At 71.6% G+C, this 15,163-nt stretch carries 11 protein-coding genes and 1 pseudogene; 10 read left to right on the forward strand and 2 right to left on the reverse strand.

Features of this window, described 5'->3' with window-relative positions:
* From treS to ACIBAF_RS38040, 6 genes are all read left to right on the forward strand, one after another.
* Window positions 1-1,287: maltose alpha-D-glucosyltransferase (gene treS, locus ACIBAF_RS38015; protein ID WP_399469389.1), on the forward strand; the 1,287-nt coding region annotated here is incomplete at its 5' end.
* Window positions 1,288-1,315: 28 nt separating this feature from the next.
* Window positions 1,316-2,677: a maltokinase gene (locus ACIBAF_RS38020; RefSeq protein WP_399469391.1), complete on the forward strand. Its 1,362-nt coding sequence runs from the start codon at window positions 1,316-1,318 to the stop codon at window positions 2,675-2,677.
* A 5-nt stretch (window positions 2,678-2,682) separates the two neighbouring features.
* Complete coding sequence (gene glgB / locus ACIBAF_RS38025) at window positions 2,683-4,887, forward strand: 1,4-alpha-glucan branching enzyme (protein WP_399469393.1); 2,205 nt, start codon at window positions 2,683-2,685, stop codon at window positions 4,885-4,887.
* 69 nt (window positions 4,888-4,956) lie between these two features.
* Window positions 4,957-6,051, forward strand: a complete 1,095-nt coding sequence (locus tag ACIBAF_RS38030) for a glutamate--cysteine ligase (protein WP_399469395.1) — start codon at window positions 4,957-4,959, stop codon at window positions 6,049-6,051.
* Between the two features lie 144 nt (window positions 6,052-6,195).
* Entirely contained in the window at window positions 6,196-8,100 is a 1,905-nt protein-coding gene (locus tag ACIBAF_RS38035; RefSeq protein WP_399469397.1) for an AMP-dependent synthetase/ligase, read from the forward strand.
* A gap of 168 nt (window positions 8,101-8,268) precedes the next feature.
* Window positions 8,269-8,715 (forward strand): ATP-binding protein, encoded by a 447-nt coding sequence (locus ACIBAF_RS38040; RefSeq protein WP_399469399.1) that lies wholly within the window; start codon window positions 8,269-8,271, stop codon window positions 8,713-8,715.
* Window positions 8,716-8,762: 47 nt separating this feature from the next.
* On the opposite strand, the gene ACIBAF_RS38045 is transcribed toward ACIBAF_RS38040, so the two are convergent.
* Together ACIBAF_RS38045 and ACIBAF_RS38050 are read right to left on the reverse strand one after the other, a co-directional pair.
* Complete coding sequence (locus ACIBAF_RS38045; RefSeq protein ID WP_399469401.1) at window positions 8,763-9,212, reverse strand: ATP-binding protein; 450 nt, start codon at window positions 9,210-9,212, stop codon at window positions 8,763-8,765.
* Window positions 9,209-9,581: pseudogene (locus ACIBAF_RS38050) on the reverse strand (PRC-barrel domain containing protein). The gene ACIBAF_RS38045 and the pseudogene ACIBAF_RS38050 overlap by 4 nt, the downstream one beginning before the upstream one ends.
* A gap of 136 nt (window positions 9,582-9,717) precedes the next feature.
* On the opposite strand from ACIBAF_RS38050, the gene ACIBAF_RS38055 reads away from it, so the two are divergent.
* The 4 genes from ACIBAF_RS38055 to ACIBAF_RS38070 all read left to right on the forward strand — a co-directional run bounded on the left by ACIBAF_RS38055 (window position 9,718) and on the right by ACIBAF_RS38070 (window position 15,120).
* Window positions 9,718-10,599: an RNA polymerase sigma factor SigF gene (locus tag ACIBAF_RS38055; RefSeq protein WP_399469403.1), complete on the forward strand. Its 882-nt coding sequence runs from the start codon at window positions 9,718-9,720 to the stop codon at window positions 10,597-10,599.
* A gap of 66 nt (window positions 10,600-10,665) precedes the next feature.
* On the forward strand, window positions 10,666-11,055 hold the full coding sequence (locus ACIBAF_RS38060) for an STAS domain-containing protein (protein ID WP_399469405.1): 390 nt from the start codon (window positions 10,666-10,668) through the stop codon (window positions 11,053-11,055).
* 304 nt (window positions 11,056-11,359) lie between these two features.
* On the forward strand, window positions 11,360-12,736 hold the full coding sequence (locus ACIBAF_RS38065) for an NAD(P)/FAD-dependent oxidoreductase (RefSeq protein ID WP_399469407.1): 1,377 nt from the start codon (window positions 11,360-11,362) through the stop codon (window positions 12,734-12,736).
* 98 nt (window positions 12,737-12,834) lie between these two features.
* Entirely contained in the window at window positions 12,835-15,120 is a 2,286-nt protein-coding gene (locus ACIBAF_RS38070; RefSeq protein WP_399469409.1) for an FUSC family protein, read from the forward strand.
* The last annotated feature ends 43 nt before the right edge of the window (window positions 15,121-15,163 follow it).

Genomic DNA, 15,163 nt, shown 5'->3' on the forward strand with positions numbered 1-15,163 from the left:
ATGTGGGCCGACGACGACAAGCAGTACGCCGACGCCCGCATCATCTTCGTCGACACCGAGGTCTCCAACTGGACCTTCGACCCCGTCCGCAAGCAGTACTTCTTCCACCGCTTCTTCTCCCACCAACCGGACCTCAACTACGAGAACCCGGCCGTGCAGGAGGAGATCCTGGCCGCCCTCCGGTTCTGGCTGGACCTGGGCATCGACGGCTTCCGCCTCGACGCCGTGCCCTATCTCTACGCGGCCGAGGGCACCAACTGCGAGAACCTTCCCGCCACGCACGAGTTCCTCAAGCGGGTGCGTCGCGACATCGACACGCATTACCCGGACACGGTGATCCTCGCCGAGGCCAACCAGTGGCCCGAGGACGTCGTCGACTACTTCGGCGACTACTCCTCCGGCGGCGACGAATGCCATATGGCGTTCCACTTCCCCGTCATGCCCCGCATCTTCATGGCGGTGCGCCGGGAATCCCGCTACCCCGTCTCGGAAATCCTCGCCAAGACCCCGGCGATCCCGTCGAGTTGTCAATGGGGCATCTTCCTGCGGAACCACGACGAGCTGACCCTCGAAATGGTCACCGACGAAGAGCGCGACTACATGTACGCGGAATACGCGAAAGACCCGCGGATGCGCGCCAACATCGGCATCCGGCGCCGGCTCGCACCGCTGCTGGACAACGACCGCAACCAGATCGAGCTGTTCACCGCGCTGCTCCTGTCCCTGCCCGGCTCGCCGATCCTCTACTACGGCGACGAGATCGGCATGGGCGACAACATCTGGCTCGGCGACCGCGACGCCGTCCGCACCCCCATGCAGTGGACACCGGATCGCAACGCAGGTTTCTCCTCCTGCGACCCGGGCAGGCTGTCCCTCCCCGCGATCATGGACCCCGTCTACGGGTACCAGGTCACCAACGTCGAGGCGTCGATGTCGTCGCCCTCGTCGCTGCTGCACTGGACCCGGCGGATGATCGAGATCCGGAAGCAGAACCCCGCCTTCGGCCTCGGGACCTACACCGAACTGCAGTCCTCCAATCCGGCCGTCCTCGCCTTCCTGCGCGAATACGAGGACGACCTGGTGCTGTGCGTGCACAACTTCTCGCGCTTCGCACAGCCCACGGAGCTCGACCTGCGCCGCTTCGACGGCCGCCATCCCGTCGAGCTGTTCGGCGGAGTCCGTTTCCCCGCCATCGGTGAACTGCCCTACCTGCTCACCCTCGCGGGGCACGGCTTCTACTGGTTCCGGCTCACCAGAGCCGCGTCCCGGATCGGCCGCCGCCCGTGAGCGTGCGCCGAGGAAAGGATGGGTCACCGTGACGAAGACCGCACCCCTGCGCCCGAACAGCGCGAGCGGCGTCCGCTCCGGCGGGCCGCTCGCCGCGCTGCTGTGCGAGTGGCTGCCGCGCCAGCGCTGGTTCGCCGGCAAGGACCGGCCCCTCACCGACCTGCGCATGCTGTCGATGACCGAGCTGTATCCGGGATGTCTGCATCTGCTCGTGCACGCCGATCAGTCGGGCGTCCCGACGCCCGGCGGCACTCCCCCGGCCGGTGACTGCTATCAGCTGCTCCTCGGCATCCAGGAGCATCTGTCGCCTCGGCTGGGCCGTGCGCTGATCGGCAGGGTGGAGGAGGGGCCGATGGCGGGGCTGACGGTCCATGACGCGTTGCAGGACCCCCGGTCGGCACAACTGCTCCTGGAGCGGATGCGGCATCCCGGCACGCTGGGCCCGCTGTGCTTCGAGTCGGACCCGTTCGTGTCGCTGCCTCCGGGGCTCGCGCCGCGGCTGCTGGAGGCCGAGCAGTCCAACACCTCGCTGGTGTACGGGGACGCGTTCATCCTGAAGATCTTCCGGCGGATCCAGCCCGGGGTGAACCCCGATCTGGAGGTGCCGGTCGCGCTGGCCGGGCAGGGGTGCGGGCGGGTGCCCGCGCCCGTGGCCTGGTTCCGGACGACGCATCCGCAGGAGGCGACGCTCGGCGTGCTCCAGCCGTTCCTGCCCGACGCCTCCGACGGTTGGACGCTCGCGCTGCGAGCCCTCGCCCGCGGGGAGGCCTTCACGGCGGAGGCCGAGGAACTGGGGCGGGCCACGGCGGACGTCCACCTCGCGCTGGCCGCGGCCCTGCCGGCCGGTCCGCACGCGGAGGACGGGCGGACGGCGGCGGCGATGACCGAGCGGCTGGAGGCGGCCGCGCACCATGTGCCGGCGCTGCGCCCGTTCGTCCCGGGCCTGACCACCGCCTTCGGTGCGCTCTCCGTGTGCGATGCGGGTCCGCCCGCTCAGCGCATCCACGGCGACCTGCACCTCGGGCAGGTCCTGCGCGCCGGACGGGACTGGTTCGTCATCGACTTCGAGGGCGAGCCGTCCCGTCCGCTGGCCGAGCGGCGCAGCGCCCACTCCCCGGTCCGGGACATCGCCGGGATGCTGCGCTCGTTCGACTACGCCGCCCGCCAGCGCCGCCCGTGGCGGCCGGAGTGGGCGCGCCGTTGCCGGGAGGCCTACTGCGCGGGCTATGCGGCCCGCGCGGGCTGGGACCCCCGTAAGAAACATGCCCTGTTGCGTGCCTACGAGACGGACCGAGCCGTGTACGAAGTGCTGTACGAGGCCCGTAACCGTCCCGACTGGCTGCCCGTACCCATGGCGGCGATCGAGCGACTCGCCGTCCGAGGAGGCTGACCCCTGTGGCCCTGCGTGACATCTCTCCGCCCGAGTCGGCCGGCCCCCGCCCGCGCACGGCGCCCGCACTCGACGCCGGCGACCGTGGGCGACTGCTCTCGGGCGCCCACCACGATCCGCACGCGCTGCTGGGCGCGCACCCGGTGCCGGGCGGGATCCTCTTCCGGGCCCTGCGGCCCTTCGCGGACGCCGTGAGCGTCGTGATCGACGGCGACCCCACCCCCCTGGCCTCCGAGGGCGACGGTCTGTTCGCCGTCGTCCTGCCGCTCGACGCGGTGCCCGCGTACACGCTGCTGGTGTCGTACGGGGGCGTCGAGCACAAGGTGGACGACCCGTACCGCTTCCTGCCGGCCCTCGGCGATCTCGATCTGCATCTCATCCGTGAAGGGCGGCACGAGGAGTTGTGGAAGGCGCTCGGCGCGGAGCCGATGGCGCACCAGGGGGTGATCGGCACCCGGTTCACGGTGTGGGCGCCGAACGCCCAGGGGGTGCGGGTCGCCGGGGACTTCTGCTGCTGGGACGGGACCGCGTTCCCGATGCGGTCCCTCGGCTCGTCCGGTGTGTGGGAGCTCTTCCTGCCCGGGATCGGCGAGGGCGCCACGTACAAGTTCGAGATCACCTCCCGTTACGGCCACCGCTTCCTCAAGGCCGACCCGATGGCCCGGTGCGCGCAGGCGCCGCCGGACACCGCGTCGATCGTGCACGCCTCGCACTACGAGTGGGCGGACCAGGAGTGGATGGCGCACCGGGGCGACGTGCCCGTGCATGTGGCGCCGTTCTCCGTGTACGAGGTCCATCTCCCCTCCTGGCGACCCGGGCTGACGTATCGTCAACTGGCTGAGGAGCTGCCGTCGTACGTCAACGACCTCGGCTTCACCCACGTGGAGTTCATGCCGGTCGCCCAGCATCCGTTCTCGGGTTCCTGGGGGTACCAGGTCACCGGTTTCTACGCGCCGACCTCGCGGCTCGGCACGCCGGACGACTTCAAGTTCCTGGTGGACGCCCTGCACCGGGCCGGGATCGGCGTGATCGTGGACTGGGTGCCGGCGCACTTCCCCAAGGACGACTGGGCGCTGGCGCGGTTCGACGGGGATCCGCTCTACGAGCCCGGGGACTCGCGGCGGGCCGAGCATCCCGACTGGGGGACGTTCGAGTTCGACTTCGGGCGCATCGAGGTGCGCAACTTCCTCGTGGCGAACGCCAGTTACTGGTGCGAGGAGTTCCATGTCGACGGGCTGCGGGTGGACGCCGTCGCCTCCATGCTCTATCTCGACTACTCGCGGGACTCCGGGCAGTGGTCGCCGAACGTGTTCGGCGGCCGGGAGGACCTGGACGCGATGGCGTTCCTGCAGGAGATGAACGCGACGGTGTACCGGCGCAATCCGGGGGTCGTGACGATCGCGGAGGAGTCCACCGCCTGGGGCGGGGTGACCCGGCCGACCGACAGCGGCGGTCTGGGGTTCGGGCTGAAGTGGAACATGGGCTGGATGCACGACTCGCTGCAGTACATCGCCAAGGAGCCGGTGCACCGCAAGTACCACCACAACGAGATGACCTTCTCGATGGTGTACGCCTACAGCGAGAACTACGTCCTGCCGATCTCGCACGACGAGGTCGTCCACGGCAAGCAGTCGCTGGTGTCGAAGATGCCCGGCGACTGGTGGCAGCGGCGGGCCAACCACCGCGCCTACCTGGGCTTCATGTGGGCCCATCCGGGCAAGCAACTGCTCTTCATGGGACAGGAGTTCGCCCAGGGCGCGGAGTGGTCGCAGGAGCACGGCCCCGAGTGGTGGCTGCTGGATCCGGGGTACGCCTCCGCGGGCGATCACCGGGGGGTGCAGGACCTGGTGCGTGATCTCAACGCGGTCTACCGGGCCACGCCGGCCCTGTGGGAGCGCGACACCGACCCGGCCGGGTTCCGGTGGGTGGTCGGCGACGCCGCGGACGACAACGTGTTCGCGTTCCTGCGCCACGACGCCCAGGGCGCGCCGCTCCTCGCCGTCAGCAACTTCTCCCCCGTGGTACGCCACGACTACCCGCTCGCCGTCCCCGGCGACGTCCCGGCCTGGCGGGAGCTGCTCAACACCGACGCCGAGCGCTACGGCGGCAGCGGTGTCGTCGGCCCCGCCCCGGTCGCACCCGAGCGGGGGGAGCTCCGGCTGACGCTGCCGCCCCTGGCCACGGTGTGGCTGACGCCGTCGTCCGTGTGAACAGGACCGGACGGGGCAGTCGGGTGCGTACCACCCGCCGAAGAAGGCCGCAGAGAAAGGCCGCATCCCGTGCGCACCGTCGGAGTGGAGGAGGAACTCCTCCTGGTCGACCCGGAGACCGGGGAGCCGCAGGCCCTGTCCGCCGCCGTCCTCGCCCGCGCCTCGCGGTGCGAGGAGGCGGAGCAGCCTCCGGTCTTCCAGAAGGAACTGCACAACCAGATGCTCGAGTTCGCCACCCACCCGCAGTCGGGCATGGGCGAACTCGGCGCGGAGATCGTGCGGATCCGCGGAGCGGCGGCGCGCCACGCCCGTGAGACGGGGTGCGCGGTCGCCGCGCTCGCCACGTCGCCGCTGGCGGTGCGCCCCTCCGTCAGCAGAGGGCGGCGCTACCAGTGGATGGCGGACCAATACGGCATCGCGACCCGTGAGCAGATCGTGTGCGGGTGTCACGTCCATGTCTCCGTCGGCTCCGACGAGGAAGGGGTCGCGGTCATCGACCGGATCCGGCCCTGGCTGTCGGTGCTGGCGGCACTGAGTGCCAACTCGCCGTTCTGGCAGGGCAAGGAGACGGACTACAGCAGCTATCGCAGCCGGGTGTGGCAGCGCTGGCCTTCGGCGGGTCCGACCGAGCTGTTCGGTTCGGCGGAGCGCTATCACGGGCGGGTGGCGGACATGGTGGCCACGGGCACGATCCTCGACGAGGCCATGGTCTACTTCGACGCCCGGCTGTCGGCGCGCTATCCGACGGTGGAGGTGCGGGTCTCGGACGTCTGTCTGCACGCGGACACCGCCGTGCTGATCGCCACGCTGGTGCGCGGGCTCGTCGAGACGGCCGCCCGGGAGTGGGAGGCCGGCCTCGATCCGGTGGACCACAGTGTGAGCCTGCTGCGGCTGGCCGGCTGGCGCGCCGCCCGCTCGGGGCTGACCGCGGATCTGCTGCACCCGGCGACCATGCGGCGCACCCGCGCCGAGACGGTCGTACGGGCCCTGCTGGCGCATGTCGAGGATGCGCTGGCGGACAGCGGGGACCTGGAGCGGGCCCGGGCGTCGTGTGCCGAACTGCTGAAGGTCGGCAACGGCTCGCGGATCCAGCGGGAGGTGTGGCAGCGCACGGGGAGTCTGCGCGAGGTCGTCACGACGTGCGTGCGACACACCCAGGCCTGAGGCGATCCGACCCGTCGGGATCGTCAAGGCGGATTACTTATTCGTTCCAGGCCACAACCGGTCTCGCCTGGGCTAGATTCGACCACCGTCGATAACGGTTCCCGTCGGCGGAGTCACAGCCCGTACACGTCACAGGAGCAGCGCATGCGCGACTTCGCCCTCGCTCCCCCCACCGTCTCGCCCCTGACCGGTGGGCTCGCCGACAGCGTTTTCGAGACAGCCGCCCGTACCCCCACCCTCGCGGTGCTCTCCCGTCGTCCGGACGCCGCCTCGGCCGGCTGGGAGGAGGTGACGGCCGTCGAACTGCGGGACGAGGTGGTCGACCTCGCCAAGGGGTTCGTGGCGTCCGGGATCAAGCCCGGTCACCGCGTGGCGATCATGGCCCGCACCCGGTACGAGTGGACGGTGCTGTGCCATGCGCTGTGGGCGGTGGGGGCCGAGGTCGTCCCCGTCTATCCGACGTCCTCGCGCGAGCAGGTCGAGTGGATCCTGCGGGACGCCGCATGTGTGGGCGTGGTCGTCGAGGACGAACAGAGCGTCATGACCGTGGGATCGGTGTGCGCGGCCCTGCCCGCACTGCGGCACGTCTGGCAGTTGGACGCGGGTGCGCTCGAAGAACTCGGGCGGCGCGGCGAGTTGGTGCCGGGGACCACGGTGGACTCGCTGCGCCGGATCGTGCTGCCCGACTCCACCGCGGTGATCGCCTACACCTCCGGCACCTCGGGCCGGCCCCTGGGCTGCGCGCTGAGCCACCGCAGTCTGGCGAGCCCCTGCGACACGCTGCTGGCCGGCTGGGGGCACACGGCCGCCCCCGCGGGAGAGCAGCCGAGCGTCCTCGCCTTCCTGCCGTTCTCCCACGTGTACGGGCTGATGATCCAGGGCCTCTGTCTGCGCGGCGGCATCCTGATGGGTCACGAGCCCGATCTCAGCGCGGACGCGCTCTCGGCGTCGCTGCGCACGTTCCGTCCGACGTATCTGTACGCGGTCCCGTCGGTGTTCGAGAAGATCTACAAGAACTTCCTGCGGGCGGCCCGGGAATCGGGCCGCGGAGCGCTGTTCGAGCGGGCGGCGGAGACGGCCCGGGACTTCGCGGCCGCCGTGGAACGGCAGCGGCTGGGCCGCGGCTCGGGGCCCGGCTTCGACCTGCGGTTCCAGCACGCCCTCTTCGAGAGGACGGTGTACCGCAGACTCCGGGCCGCGCTGGGCGGTCGCGTCCACCGCGCCACGTCGGGCGGCTCCCCGCTCCACCGCGACCTGTCCCTGTTCTACGAGGGCATCGGCATCTATGTGCACGACGGATACGGCCTGACCGAGACCGGCGGCGGGATCACCATGCAGCCGCTGGGCCGGGAGAAGTCTGGCACCGTCGGCCAGGCCCTGCCGGGCACGGACATCCGGGTGGCGGACGACGGGGAGATCCTCGTGCGCGGCCCGTCGGTGTTCCAGGGCTACGTGGGCGACGACACCGCGACGCGGGCGGCGCTGTGGGGCGGCTGGCTGGCCACGGGCGACCTCGGGTTCCTGGACTCCGACGGCTATCTCACGATCACCGGGCGCAAGAAGGACGTCATCATCACCAGCAGCGGCAAGAGCGTGGCGCCGACCGCGCTGGAGCAGCGGCTGCGGATGCATCCGCTCGTGCACCAGGCGGTGGTCGTGGGGGACAACCGGCCCTGCGTGGGCGCGCTGATCACCCTGGACCCCGATTTCCTGGCGCACTGGCGCGGCAGCCTCACGCTGCACGGCGACACGCAGAGCCGGGAGGCCCGTGAGGAGAACGCCCTGCGGGAGGAGATCGGGCGGGCGGTGGCCGCGGCGAACAGCGCGGTGTCCCGGTCGGAGTCGATCCGGGCCTTCCGTATCCTGCCGCAGCCGTTCGACCAGACCAACGGTCTGCTGACGCCCTCGATGAAGCTGCGCCGGGACTCGATCGTGGCGCACTACGCGGCGGAGATCGAGGCGATGTACCAGGCGCGGGCGCGCCTGCCCCGGCTAAGCGCACCGGAGGAGGTGCTGAGCTGGGACGACGCGGACGACGTGTTCCGCTGAGTCACGGCTCGGGGGCGGCGGGCGGCCCCGGGCGGGCCACCGCGCTCGTAGGCCGGCAGGGGGCGGACGCGTAGCCTGTGCGGGCTCGGGAACCCTGAAGGGGGCGAAGCCTGAGAGCCGTACGAGAAAGGACGACGGTCCCGGCAGCAGCGGGGCCGCACTGACGACATGGCAACCGAGCCGCGTGGTAACGACGCATTGTCCTCCTGGGCGATTCCGAGCCGTACGGCACGTTTCGCGGGTGAACCGCAGGATGTGACGGGTGCGCGGCTGGCCGCGGAGGAGTTCCTCCGTGAGCTGGCGCGGGCCTCGCCGCCCATGGCGCCGGAGTGCTGGCACGACATCGTCCTGATCGTCGCGGAGCTGGCCGCCAACGCGGTCCAGTACGCTCCGGGCCCCTTCGAACTGCACCTCCGTCGCACGTTCGACGGCGTGCACGTCACGGTCCACGACACCAACAGCACCCCGCCCGCGCCGCGGCCGTTCCACCCCGACAGCGGGGGCGGCGGCATCGGCTGGTATCTGGTGCACACGCTGTGCAGCCAGGTCAGCGTGGTGCCGAACGAGGCGGGTCAGGCGGAGGGAAAGGACGTCCACGTGTTCCTGCCCTGGTGACGGCAGTGACGGCGGTGACGGCGCGCCCGTCGGTCCGTTCGGTCAGGTCAGTCCCCTCGGCCGGTGGGCCGGATCGGCACGAACACGCTGATCGTCTTGCCTCCCGCAGGCCGTTTCTCGATGGCGACGTCCCGGGCCAGCCGGACGACCAGGGGCCAGCCGTAGCCGCCCGCGCGGTGTCCGGCCGGCGCGAGGTCCGCTCCGCACGCCGCGGCGGGCAGGTCGTCGCTGTGGTCGTGCACGGCCAGCCGGATCCCGTCGCCCACGGGCGTCATCTCGAACCCGGCGAGTCCGCCGCCGTGCCGCAGCGCGTTGGCCACCAGTTCCGAGACGACCAGCAGCAGGTCGATGACGTCCGCCTCCCGGGCCGGCCGCACCGACGGGTCCCAGCGGGCGGCCACCACCGCCCGGGCGTGGGCCCGGGCGGACGCGGCGGTCGTCACCGGCGCCGCCGGACCGGTCGCCGGCCCGGCGGACGCGAGTTCCTCCTCTCTCACGCCGGCGTCGTCCCGCGCGGGGTCAGCCGGCGGTAGTGGTCGCCGACGGCGGCGAGGTACGCCGGATCCGTCGTCTCGCTGTCGGTGCGGAAGCGGGGGTGCTTCCTTGACCTCGTCCCCGGTGCAGGCCAGGGAGACCTTGCGGCCCGCGTGGTCGACGCGCGTCACGACGCCCACCGGGACGACGGCGCTCCTGCCGAACAGCCAGACGCCCGTGTCGACGACCAGGTGCCGCATGCCGTGCGGGCCGGCCTCGCGTTCCACATGTCCGAGGGTGCCGTCGGTGGTCACGACGGCGTAGCCGGTCAGGTCCTGCCCCTCGACAGAGCCGCTGCCCGGCGCGTACGACCAGATTCCGTCGATGGTCACACTGCTCCCTTCTCGCGCCCCACAGCACCAATTACCCTGCCGCGGCAGCCGCATTCGGAATGTGTTCGGCATGAGACGCGGATGCAGGGGCAGACGGACTGCGTCATCGACCGGCTCGACGAACGGAGTGAGCGGCATGGATGCCGTGACGGCACAGGCAACGACGGCCACGGCACAGCAGGCGGGGATAGGGGACCCGCGCGGAGGGGTTCCGCTCATCGAGACACCCACCGAGGTGAGCCCGAAGGACGCGCGGGAGCTGTCGCGCCGCTTCTTCGACCGGCTGGCCGTCGTGGAGGAGGGCACCCACGAGTACCAGTACGTGCGCAACACCCTGATCGAGATGAACCTGTCGCTCGTGCGGTACGCGGCCTCGCGCTTCCGCGGCCGGGGCGACTCGATGGAGGACATCGTCCAGGTCGGCACGATCGGGCTGATCAAGGCCATCGACCGGTTCGAGCTGTCCCGCGAGGTCGAGTTCACCTCGTTCGCCGTGCCGTACATCGTCGGCGAGATCAAGCGTTTCTTCCGGGACACCAGCTGGGCGGTGCACGTGCCGCGCCGGCTTCAGGAGGCGCGGGTCGAACTGGCCCGGGCGAACGAGGAGTTGCAGTCGCGGCTGGGCCGGGCGCCGACGACGCGGGAGCTGTCGCAGCTGATGTCGCTGTCGGAGGAGGAGGTCATCGAGGCGCGCAAGGCGTCCAACTGCTACACCTCCGCCTCCCTCGACGCGGCGCTCACCTCCGACGGCGGCGCGGACGGCGAGTCGGTGCTGGCCGACTTCATCGGCGCGGAGGAGCCGGCGCTGGAACTGGTGGAGGACTTCAACTCGTTGGCGCCGCTCATCGCCGAACTCGACGAGCGGGAGCGGCAGATCATCCATCTGCGGTTCGTCGAGGAGCGCACGCAGGCGGAGATCGGCCAGGAGCTCGGCATCTCCCAGATGCACGTGTCGCGGCTGCTCAGCCGTATGGTGCGGCGTCTGCGGGCCGGCCTGCTGGGGGCCGACCTCGTCTGAGGCCCGTATCGCCGCCGGGCTCGGACCGAGTCCGGCGCCCACGACCGTCTGCTTTCGGAGGTACCCGTGTCCATCGCCCAGAACCCCCTGTCCGTCGAGGTCACCCTGCCCCGTGAGGACGTCGCCCTGGTCACGGTCGAAGGCCATCTCGACCTCGACACCGCGACCGAGTTCCAGGCCCATCTGGCCAACCAGCTCCATCACGGCCGACGGCACTTCCTCATCGACCTCTCGGCGGTCCCGTTCATGGACTCGTCCGGCATGAACATCATTCTTCGGGTGTACCAGGAGGCCCGCGGCCTGCCGGGGAGCGTGCATGTGATCAACCCCAGGCCCGCCGTCCGCCGGGTCCTGGATCTCACCGGGGTCAGCCTCACGGTTCCGGTCTCGGCCGAGGTCGACGAGGCCTTGGCCCTCGTCGACCGGCCGGCCCCTCCGCAGGGCGGCCAGGACTGACGGAGGCGCTCGCCGCACAGCGTGACAGACGCGTCCGAGGGGACGGGGCACGGGCCCGAGTCGGCCCGTGCCCCGTCCGTTCTCCGGACCGGCACTTGCCAGGGACGTCGGCCTGCCCGAAGGGTGGGGGCGTACAGGGGCCGTTCGGCGGGTACGACGGTGGCCTCAGGAGAAACGTTCGTCTGCATGCCTCGCCCGGCTGGCGGAACCGGTCCGGTCGCGGTGGGATCGATGAGGTGCGAGGGGCCCGCGGGCGGGGCACGCGCATGAGGTCGGGGCAGACCGCCTGGAGCCGCAGAAAGGGATGGACATCGTGACACGACCCAGGATCCTGGTGGTGGGCGCGGGCTTCGCGGGAGTGGGGTGCGTTCGGCGTCTGGAACGCAAACTCGCCGCCGCGGAGGCCGACGTCACTTTGGTGACGCCGTTCGCCTACCAGCTCTATCTGCCGCTGCTGCCGCAGGTCGCCTCCGGGGTGCTGACGCCCCAGTCGATCGCCGTGTCGTTGCGCCGCAGCAAGAAGTACCGCACCCGGATCATTCCGGGCGGCGCGATCGGCGTGGACCTCAAGTCGAAGGTCTGCGTCATACGGACCATCACCGACGAGGTCGTCAACGAGCCGTACGACTACATCGTGCTGGCTCCCGGCAGCGTCACCCGCACCTTCGACATCCCGGGGCTGACCGACCACGCCTTCGGCATGAAGTCGCTCGCCGAGGCCGCGTACGTCCGCGATCACGTCATCTCCCAGCTCGACCTCGCCGACGCCAGCCACGACCCCGCCGAACGGGCTTCCCGGCTGCAGTTCGTGGTGGTGGGCGGGGGTTACGCGGGCACCGAGACCGCCGCCTGTCTGCAGATGCTCACGCACAACGCGGTCAAGCGGTACCCGAGGCTGGACCAGAGCCTGATCAAGTGGCATCTGATCGACATCGCCCCGAAGCTGATGCCGGAGCTCGGCGACAAGCTCGGCCGCAGCGCCCAGGACGTCCTGGGCAAGCGGGGCATCGACATCTCGCTGGGGGTGTCCATCGCCAAGGCGGGCCCGCAGGAGGTCACCTTCACCGACGGGCGGGTCGTCCCGACCCGGACCCTCATCTGGACGGCGGGCGTCGTGGCGAGCCCGCTGATCGCGACGCTGGGCGCGGAGACGGTCCGCGGGCGGCTCGCCGTCGAGGCGGAGATGAACCTGCCCGGGAACGACGGGGTGTTCGCCCTCGGCGACGCCGCCGCCGTACCCGACCGGGCCAAGGAGGACGAGAGCGCGATCTGTCCGCCGACCGCTCAGCACGCGATGCGGCAGGGCAAGGTCGTCGCCGACAACGTCATCGCGACGCTGCGGGGTCAGGCGATGCGGCCGTACGTGCACAAGGACCTCGGGCTGGTCGTGGACCTCGGCGGCACGGACGCCGTCTCCAAGCCGCTCGGCATCCCGCTGAAGGGGCTGCCGGCGCAGGCCGTGGCCCGCGGCTACCACTGGGGCGCGCTGCGCACGGGCGTGGCCAAGGCCCGGGTGCTGACGAACTGGACGCTCAACGCGATCGCGGGCGACGATTTCGTGCGCACCGGCTTCCAGGCGCGGCGGGCGGCGAAACTGAAGGACTTCGAGTACACGGACAGCTATCTGACGCCCGAGCAGGTGCGGGCGCACCTTGAGGGCTCCGGCCCCGACCAGGAGTGAGAGCCTGTGCCATATTCCCGGTCGGGTCAGCGCGCGGCGTCATGGGGGTCCCCCCTCTGGGGGAGTGCGGGCCAGGCGTCGCGCGCCCGGCCCGGGATATGACACAGGCTCCGAGGCCGGCGACGGAGCACGGCGGCGTACGGGCGGCGGCCCGGTCGTACGGCGCATGGTTGCGGGACCGGGTCGCGGCGTCCGATCCCGGGCTGCTGCGTCTGGCGGCCGGGCTGCGGACGGTCGGCGCGATCGCCCTGATGCTGGCCGTGCTCTCGCTGCTGGGTGCGGACGTCTCGCATCTGGTGGCGGGGGCCATCGCCGCGATGGTCGCCACGTTCGCCATCCGGGAGCAGCAGCGCGGCCGGCAGGCGGTGACGCTGGCGCTGGGCCTGCCGGTGGCGCTGGCCTCGGTGTCCCTGGCGGCGCTGCTCAGCTCCCGGGTGCTGGCCGGCGACGTCTTCTTCGTCGCCCTGATCTTCTGCGCGGTCTACGGCCGCCGGTTCGGCGACCGGGGCACGGCGCTCGGTCTGATCGGGTTCCAGGTGTACTTCCTGTCGCTGTTCGTCGGCGTCGGGACGTCGAGCCTGCCGGGGTACTACGGGGTGATCGCCGTCGCCTTCGCGTGCAGCGCGGTGGCGCGGTTCGTGCTGGTGCCCCAGACGCCGACCGGGATCCTGCAGCGGCTGCGGCAGGCCTTCCGGGCGCGGCTCGCGCAGCTGCTCGACGTCCAGCTCGAACTCCTCGACGCCGGCCCTGACGACATCGACAAGGCTGTCGCCCGGCTGCGCGAGGGCACCGCCCGGTTGCACGAGACGGCCATGATGATCCAGGGCCGGCTGGAGGAGGGCACCCGGGACGCGGCGGTGGCCCGGCTGGTGCAGCGCCGGATCGCCGACGCCGAGATCGCCGCCGAACGGCTGGGCCTGCTGCTGCTGACGGCCCGCAGCGCCGAGCGGGCCGACACCCTGACCCTGCACCTGCCGGGCGCGCCGCTGCCGCAGGCCGGCCGGCTGCCCGTGGGGGACGAGGCCCTGGACACCCTGCGACGCGATCTGCCGGCCCTGCGACTGCTGGTACGGCACCCCGTCGCGGAGGACTCGGGGACCGCGCTGGCGCTGGTGCGCAACCGGCTGCTCGGGTACCGGGAGGAGGAGAACCTGCCGAAGGCGTCGCCGCCCGTGCAGGACGTCTTCCGGGGCGTCGGCGAGGCGGCCCGCGCGGTGCTGGGGCTGCGCATCGCGCTCGACGGGCCCCCGGACGAGTCCGACGACAGTCCCGAGACGGCCCGCTCCCGCGAGGAGCTGGACGCGGAGGACGCCGCGATCGGCGGGGCCGAGGAGGACGAGGAGGCGGGTCAGGAGGCCAGGGGGCTGCGGCGGCCGACCACCCGGGCCGCCGTGCAGGTCGCCGTCGGGTCGTCCCTGGCCATCGTCGGCGGCGAGCTGCTGTCCTCGAACCGCTGGTACTGGGCGGTGCTGACCTGCTGGATCGTGTTCCTGAACACCGCCTCCACCGGGGAGATCCTGGTCAAGGGCTACCGGCGGCTGCTGGGCACCGTGCTCGGCGTGGTAGCGGGCATCGTGCTGGCGGGGCTGGTCGGGCATCACACGTGGACGGCGTTCGCGGTGGTGCTGCTGTGCGTGTTCGCGATGTTCTACACGGCGCCGCTGTCGTACACGCTGATGTCGTTCTTCGTGACGGCGGCGCTGGGGGTGCTGTACACGCTGCTGCACACCTACAGCCTGTCGGTGCTGGTGCTGCGGGTGGAGGAGACGGCGCTGGGCGCGGCCTGCGGGATCGTCGCGGCGGCGCTGGTGCTGCCGGTGCACACCGACCGACGGACGAACGAGCTGCTGGCGACCGTGCTGGACCGGCTGACGGACGTCACCGAGGCGGCCCTGGAGCAACTGAGCGGCGGTCCCCCGGCCGACCTGCTCGACCGGGCCCGGGACCTGGACCAGGCGCTGGCCGACCTGCGGGCGGCCACGCAGCCCCTGACGCATCCGGTCACCCCGCTGCGGACCCGCCGGGACACCGCTCGCTATGTCGTCGCCCTGCTGGAGACCTGTGCCTATCACGCTCGGTCCCTGGCGGCCACGGCCGAACTGCTGCCGACGCATCCGTCGATCGCGGCGGACCCACGGCTGCGGAGGGCCGGGCAGCGCATCCTGCACAACATCGGGGCGATCGCCGCGCGCGTCGCGCAGGAGCGGAGCACCGCCGAGGTGCTGACCGGTCCGAGCATCGCCGCGCTGCTGAAGCCGGGCGGGCCCAGGACACCGCGCTACGGCCGGGTGACCGACCGCGTGCTGCGGCACCTTCAGCGCCTGGACGAGGCGGTGGTCGGCCTCGCACGCCCGCTCGGGGCGCCGGTGGCGCCGCCGACGTGAGCGCGCGGGCGAGGGCACGCCGGGCCGACCCGTCGGGGAGTCA

The organism is Streptomyces sp. NPDC051677 (assembly GCF_044453465.1).
GTDB lineage: Bacteria > Actinomycetota > Actinomycetes > Streptomycetales > Streptomycetaceae > Streptomyces.

Coding starts and splice junctions, on each gene's coding strand:
- ACIBAF_RS38035 (WP_399469397.1), top strand. CDS start 6,196: ATGCGCGACTTCGCCCTCGCTCCCCCCACCGTCTCGCCCCTGACCGGT.
- ACIBAF_RS38040 (WP_399469399.1), top strand. CDS start 8,269: ATGGCAACCGAGCCGCGTGGTAACGACGCATTGTCCTCCTGGGCGATT.
- ACIBAF_RS38055 (WP_399469403.1), top strand. CDS start 9,718: ATGGATGCCGTGACGGCACAGGCAACGACGGCCACGGCACAGCAGGCG.
- ACIBAF_RS38065 (WP_399469407.1), top strand. CDS start 11,360: ATGGACATCGTGACACGACCCAGGATCCTGGTGGTGGGCGCGGGCTTC.
- ACIBAF_RS38070 (WP_399469409.1), top strand. CDS start 12,835: ATGACACAGGCTCCGAGGCCGGCGACGGAGCACGGCGGCGTACGGGCG.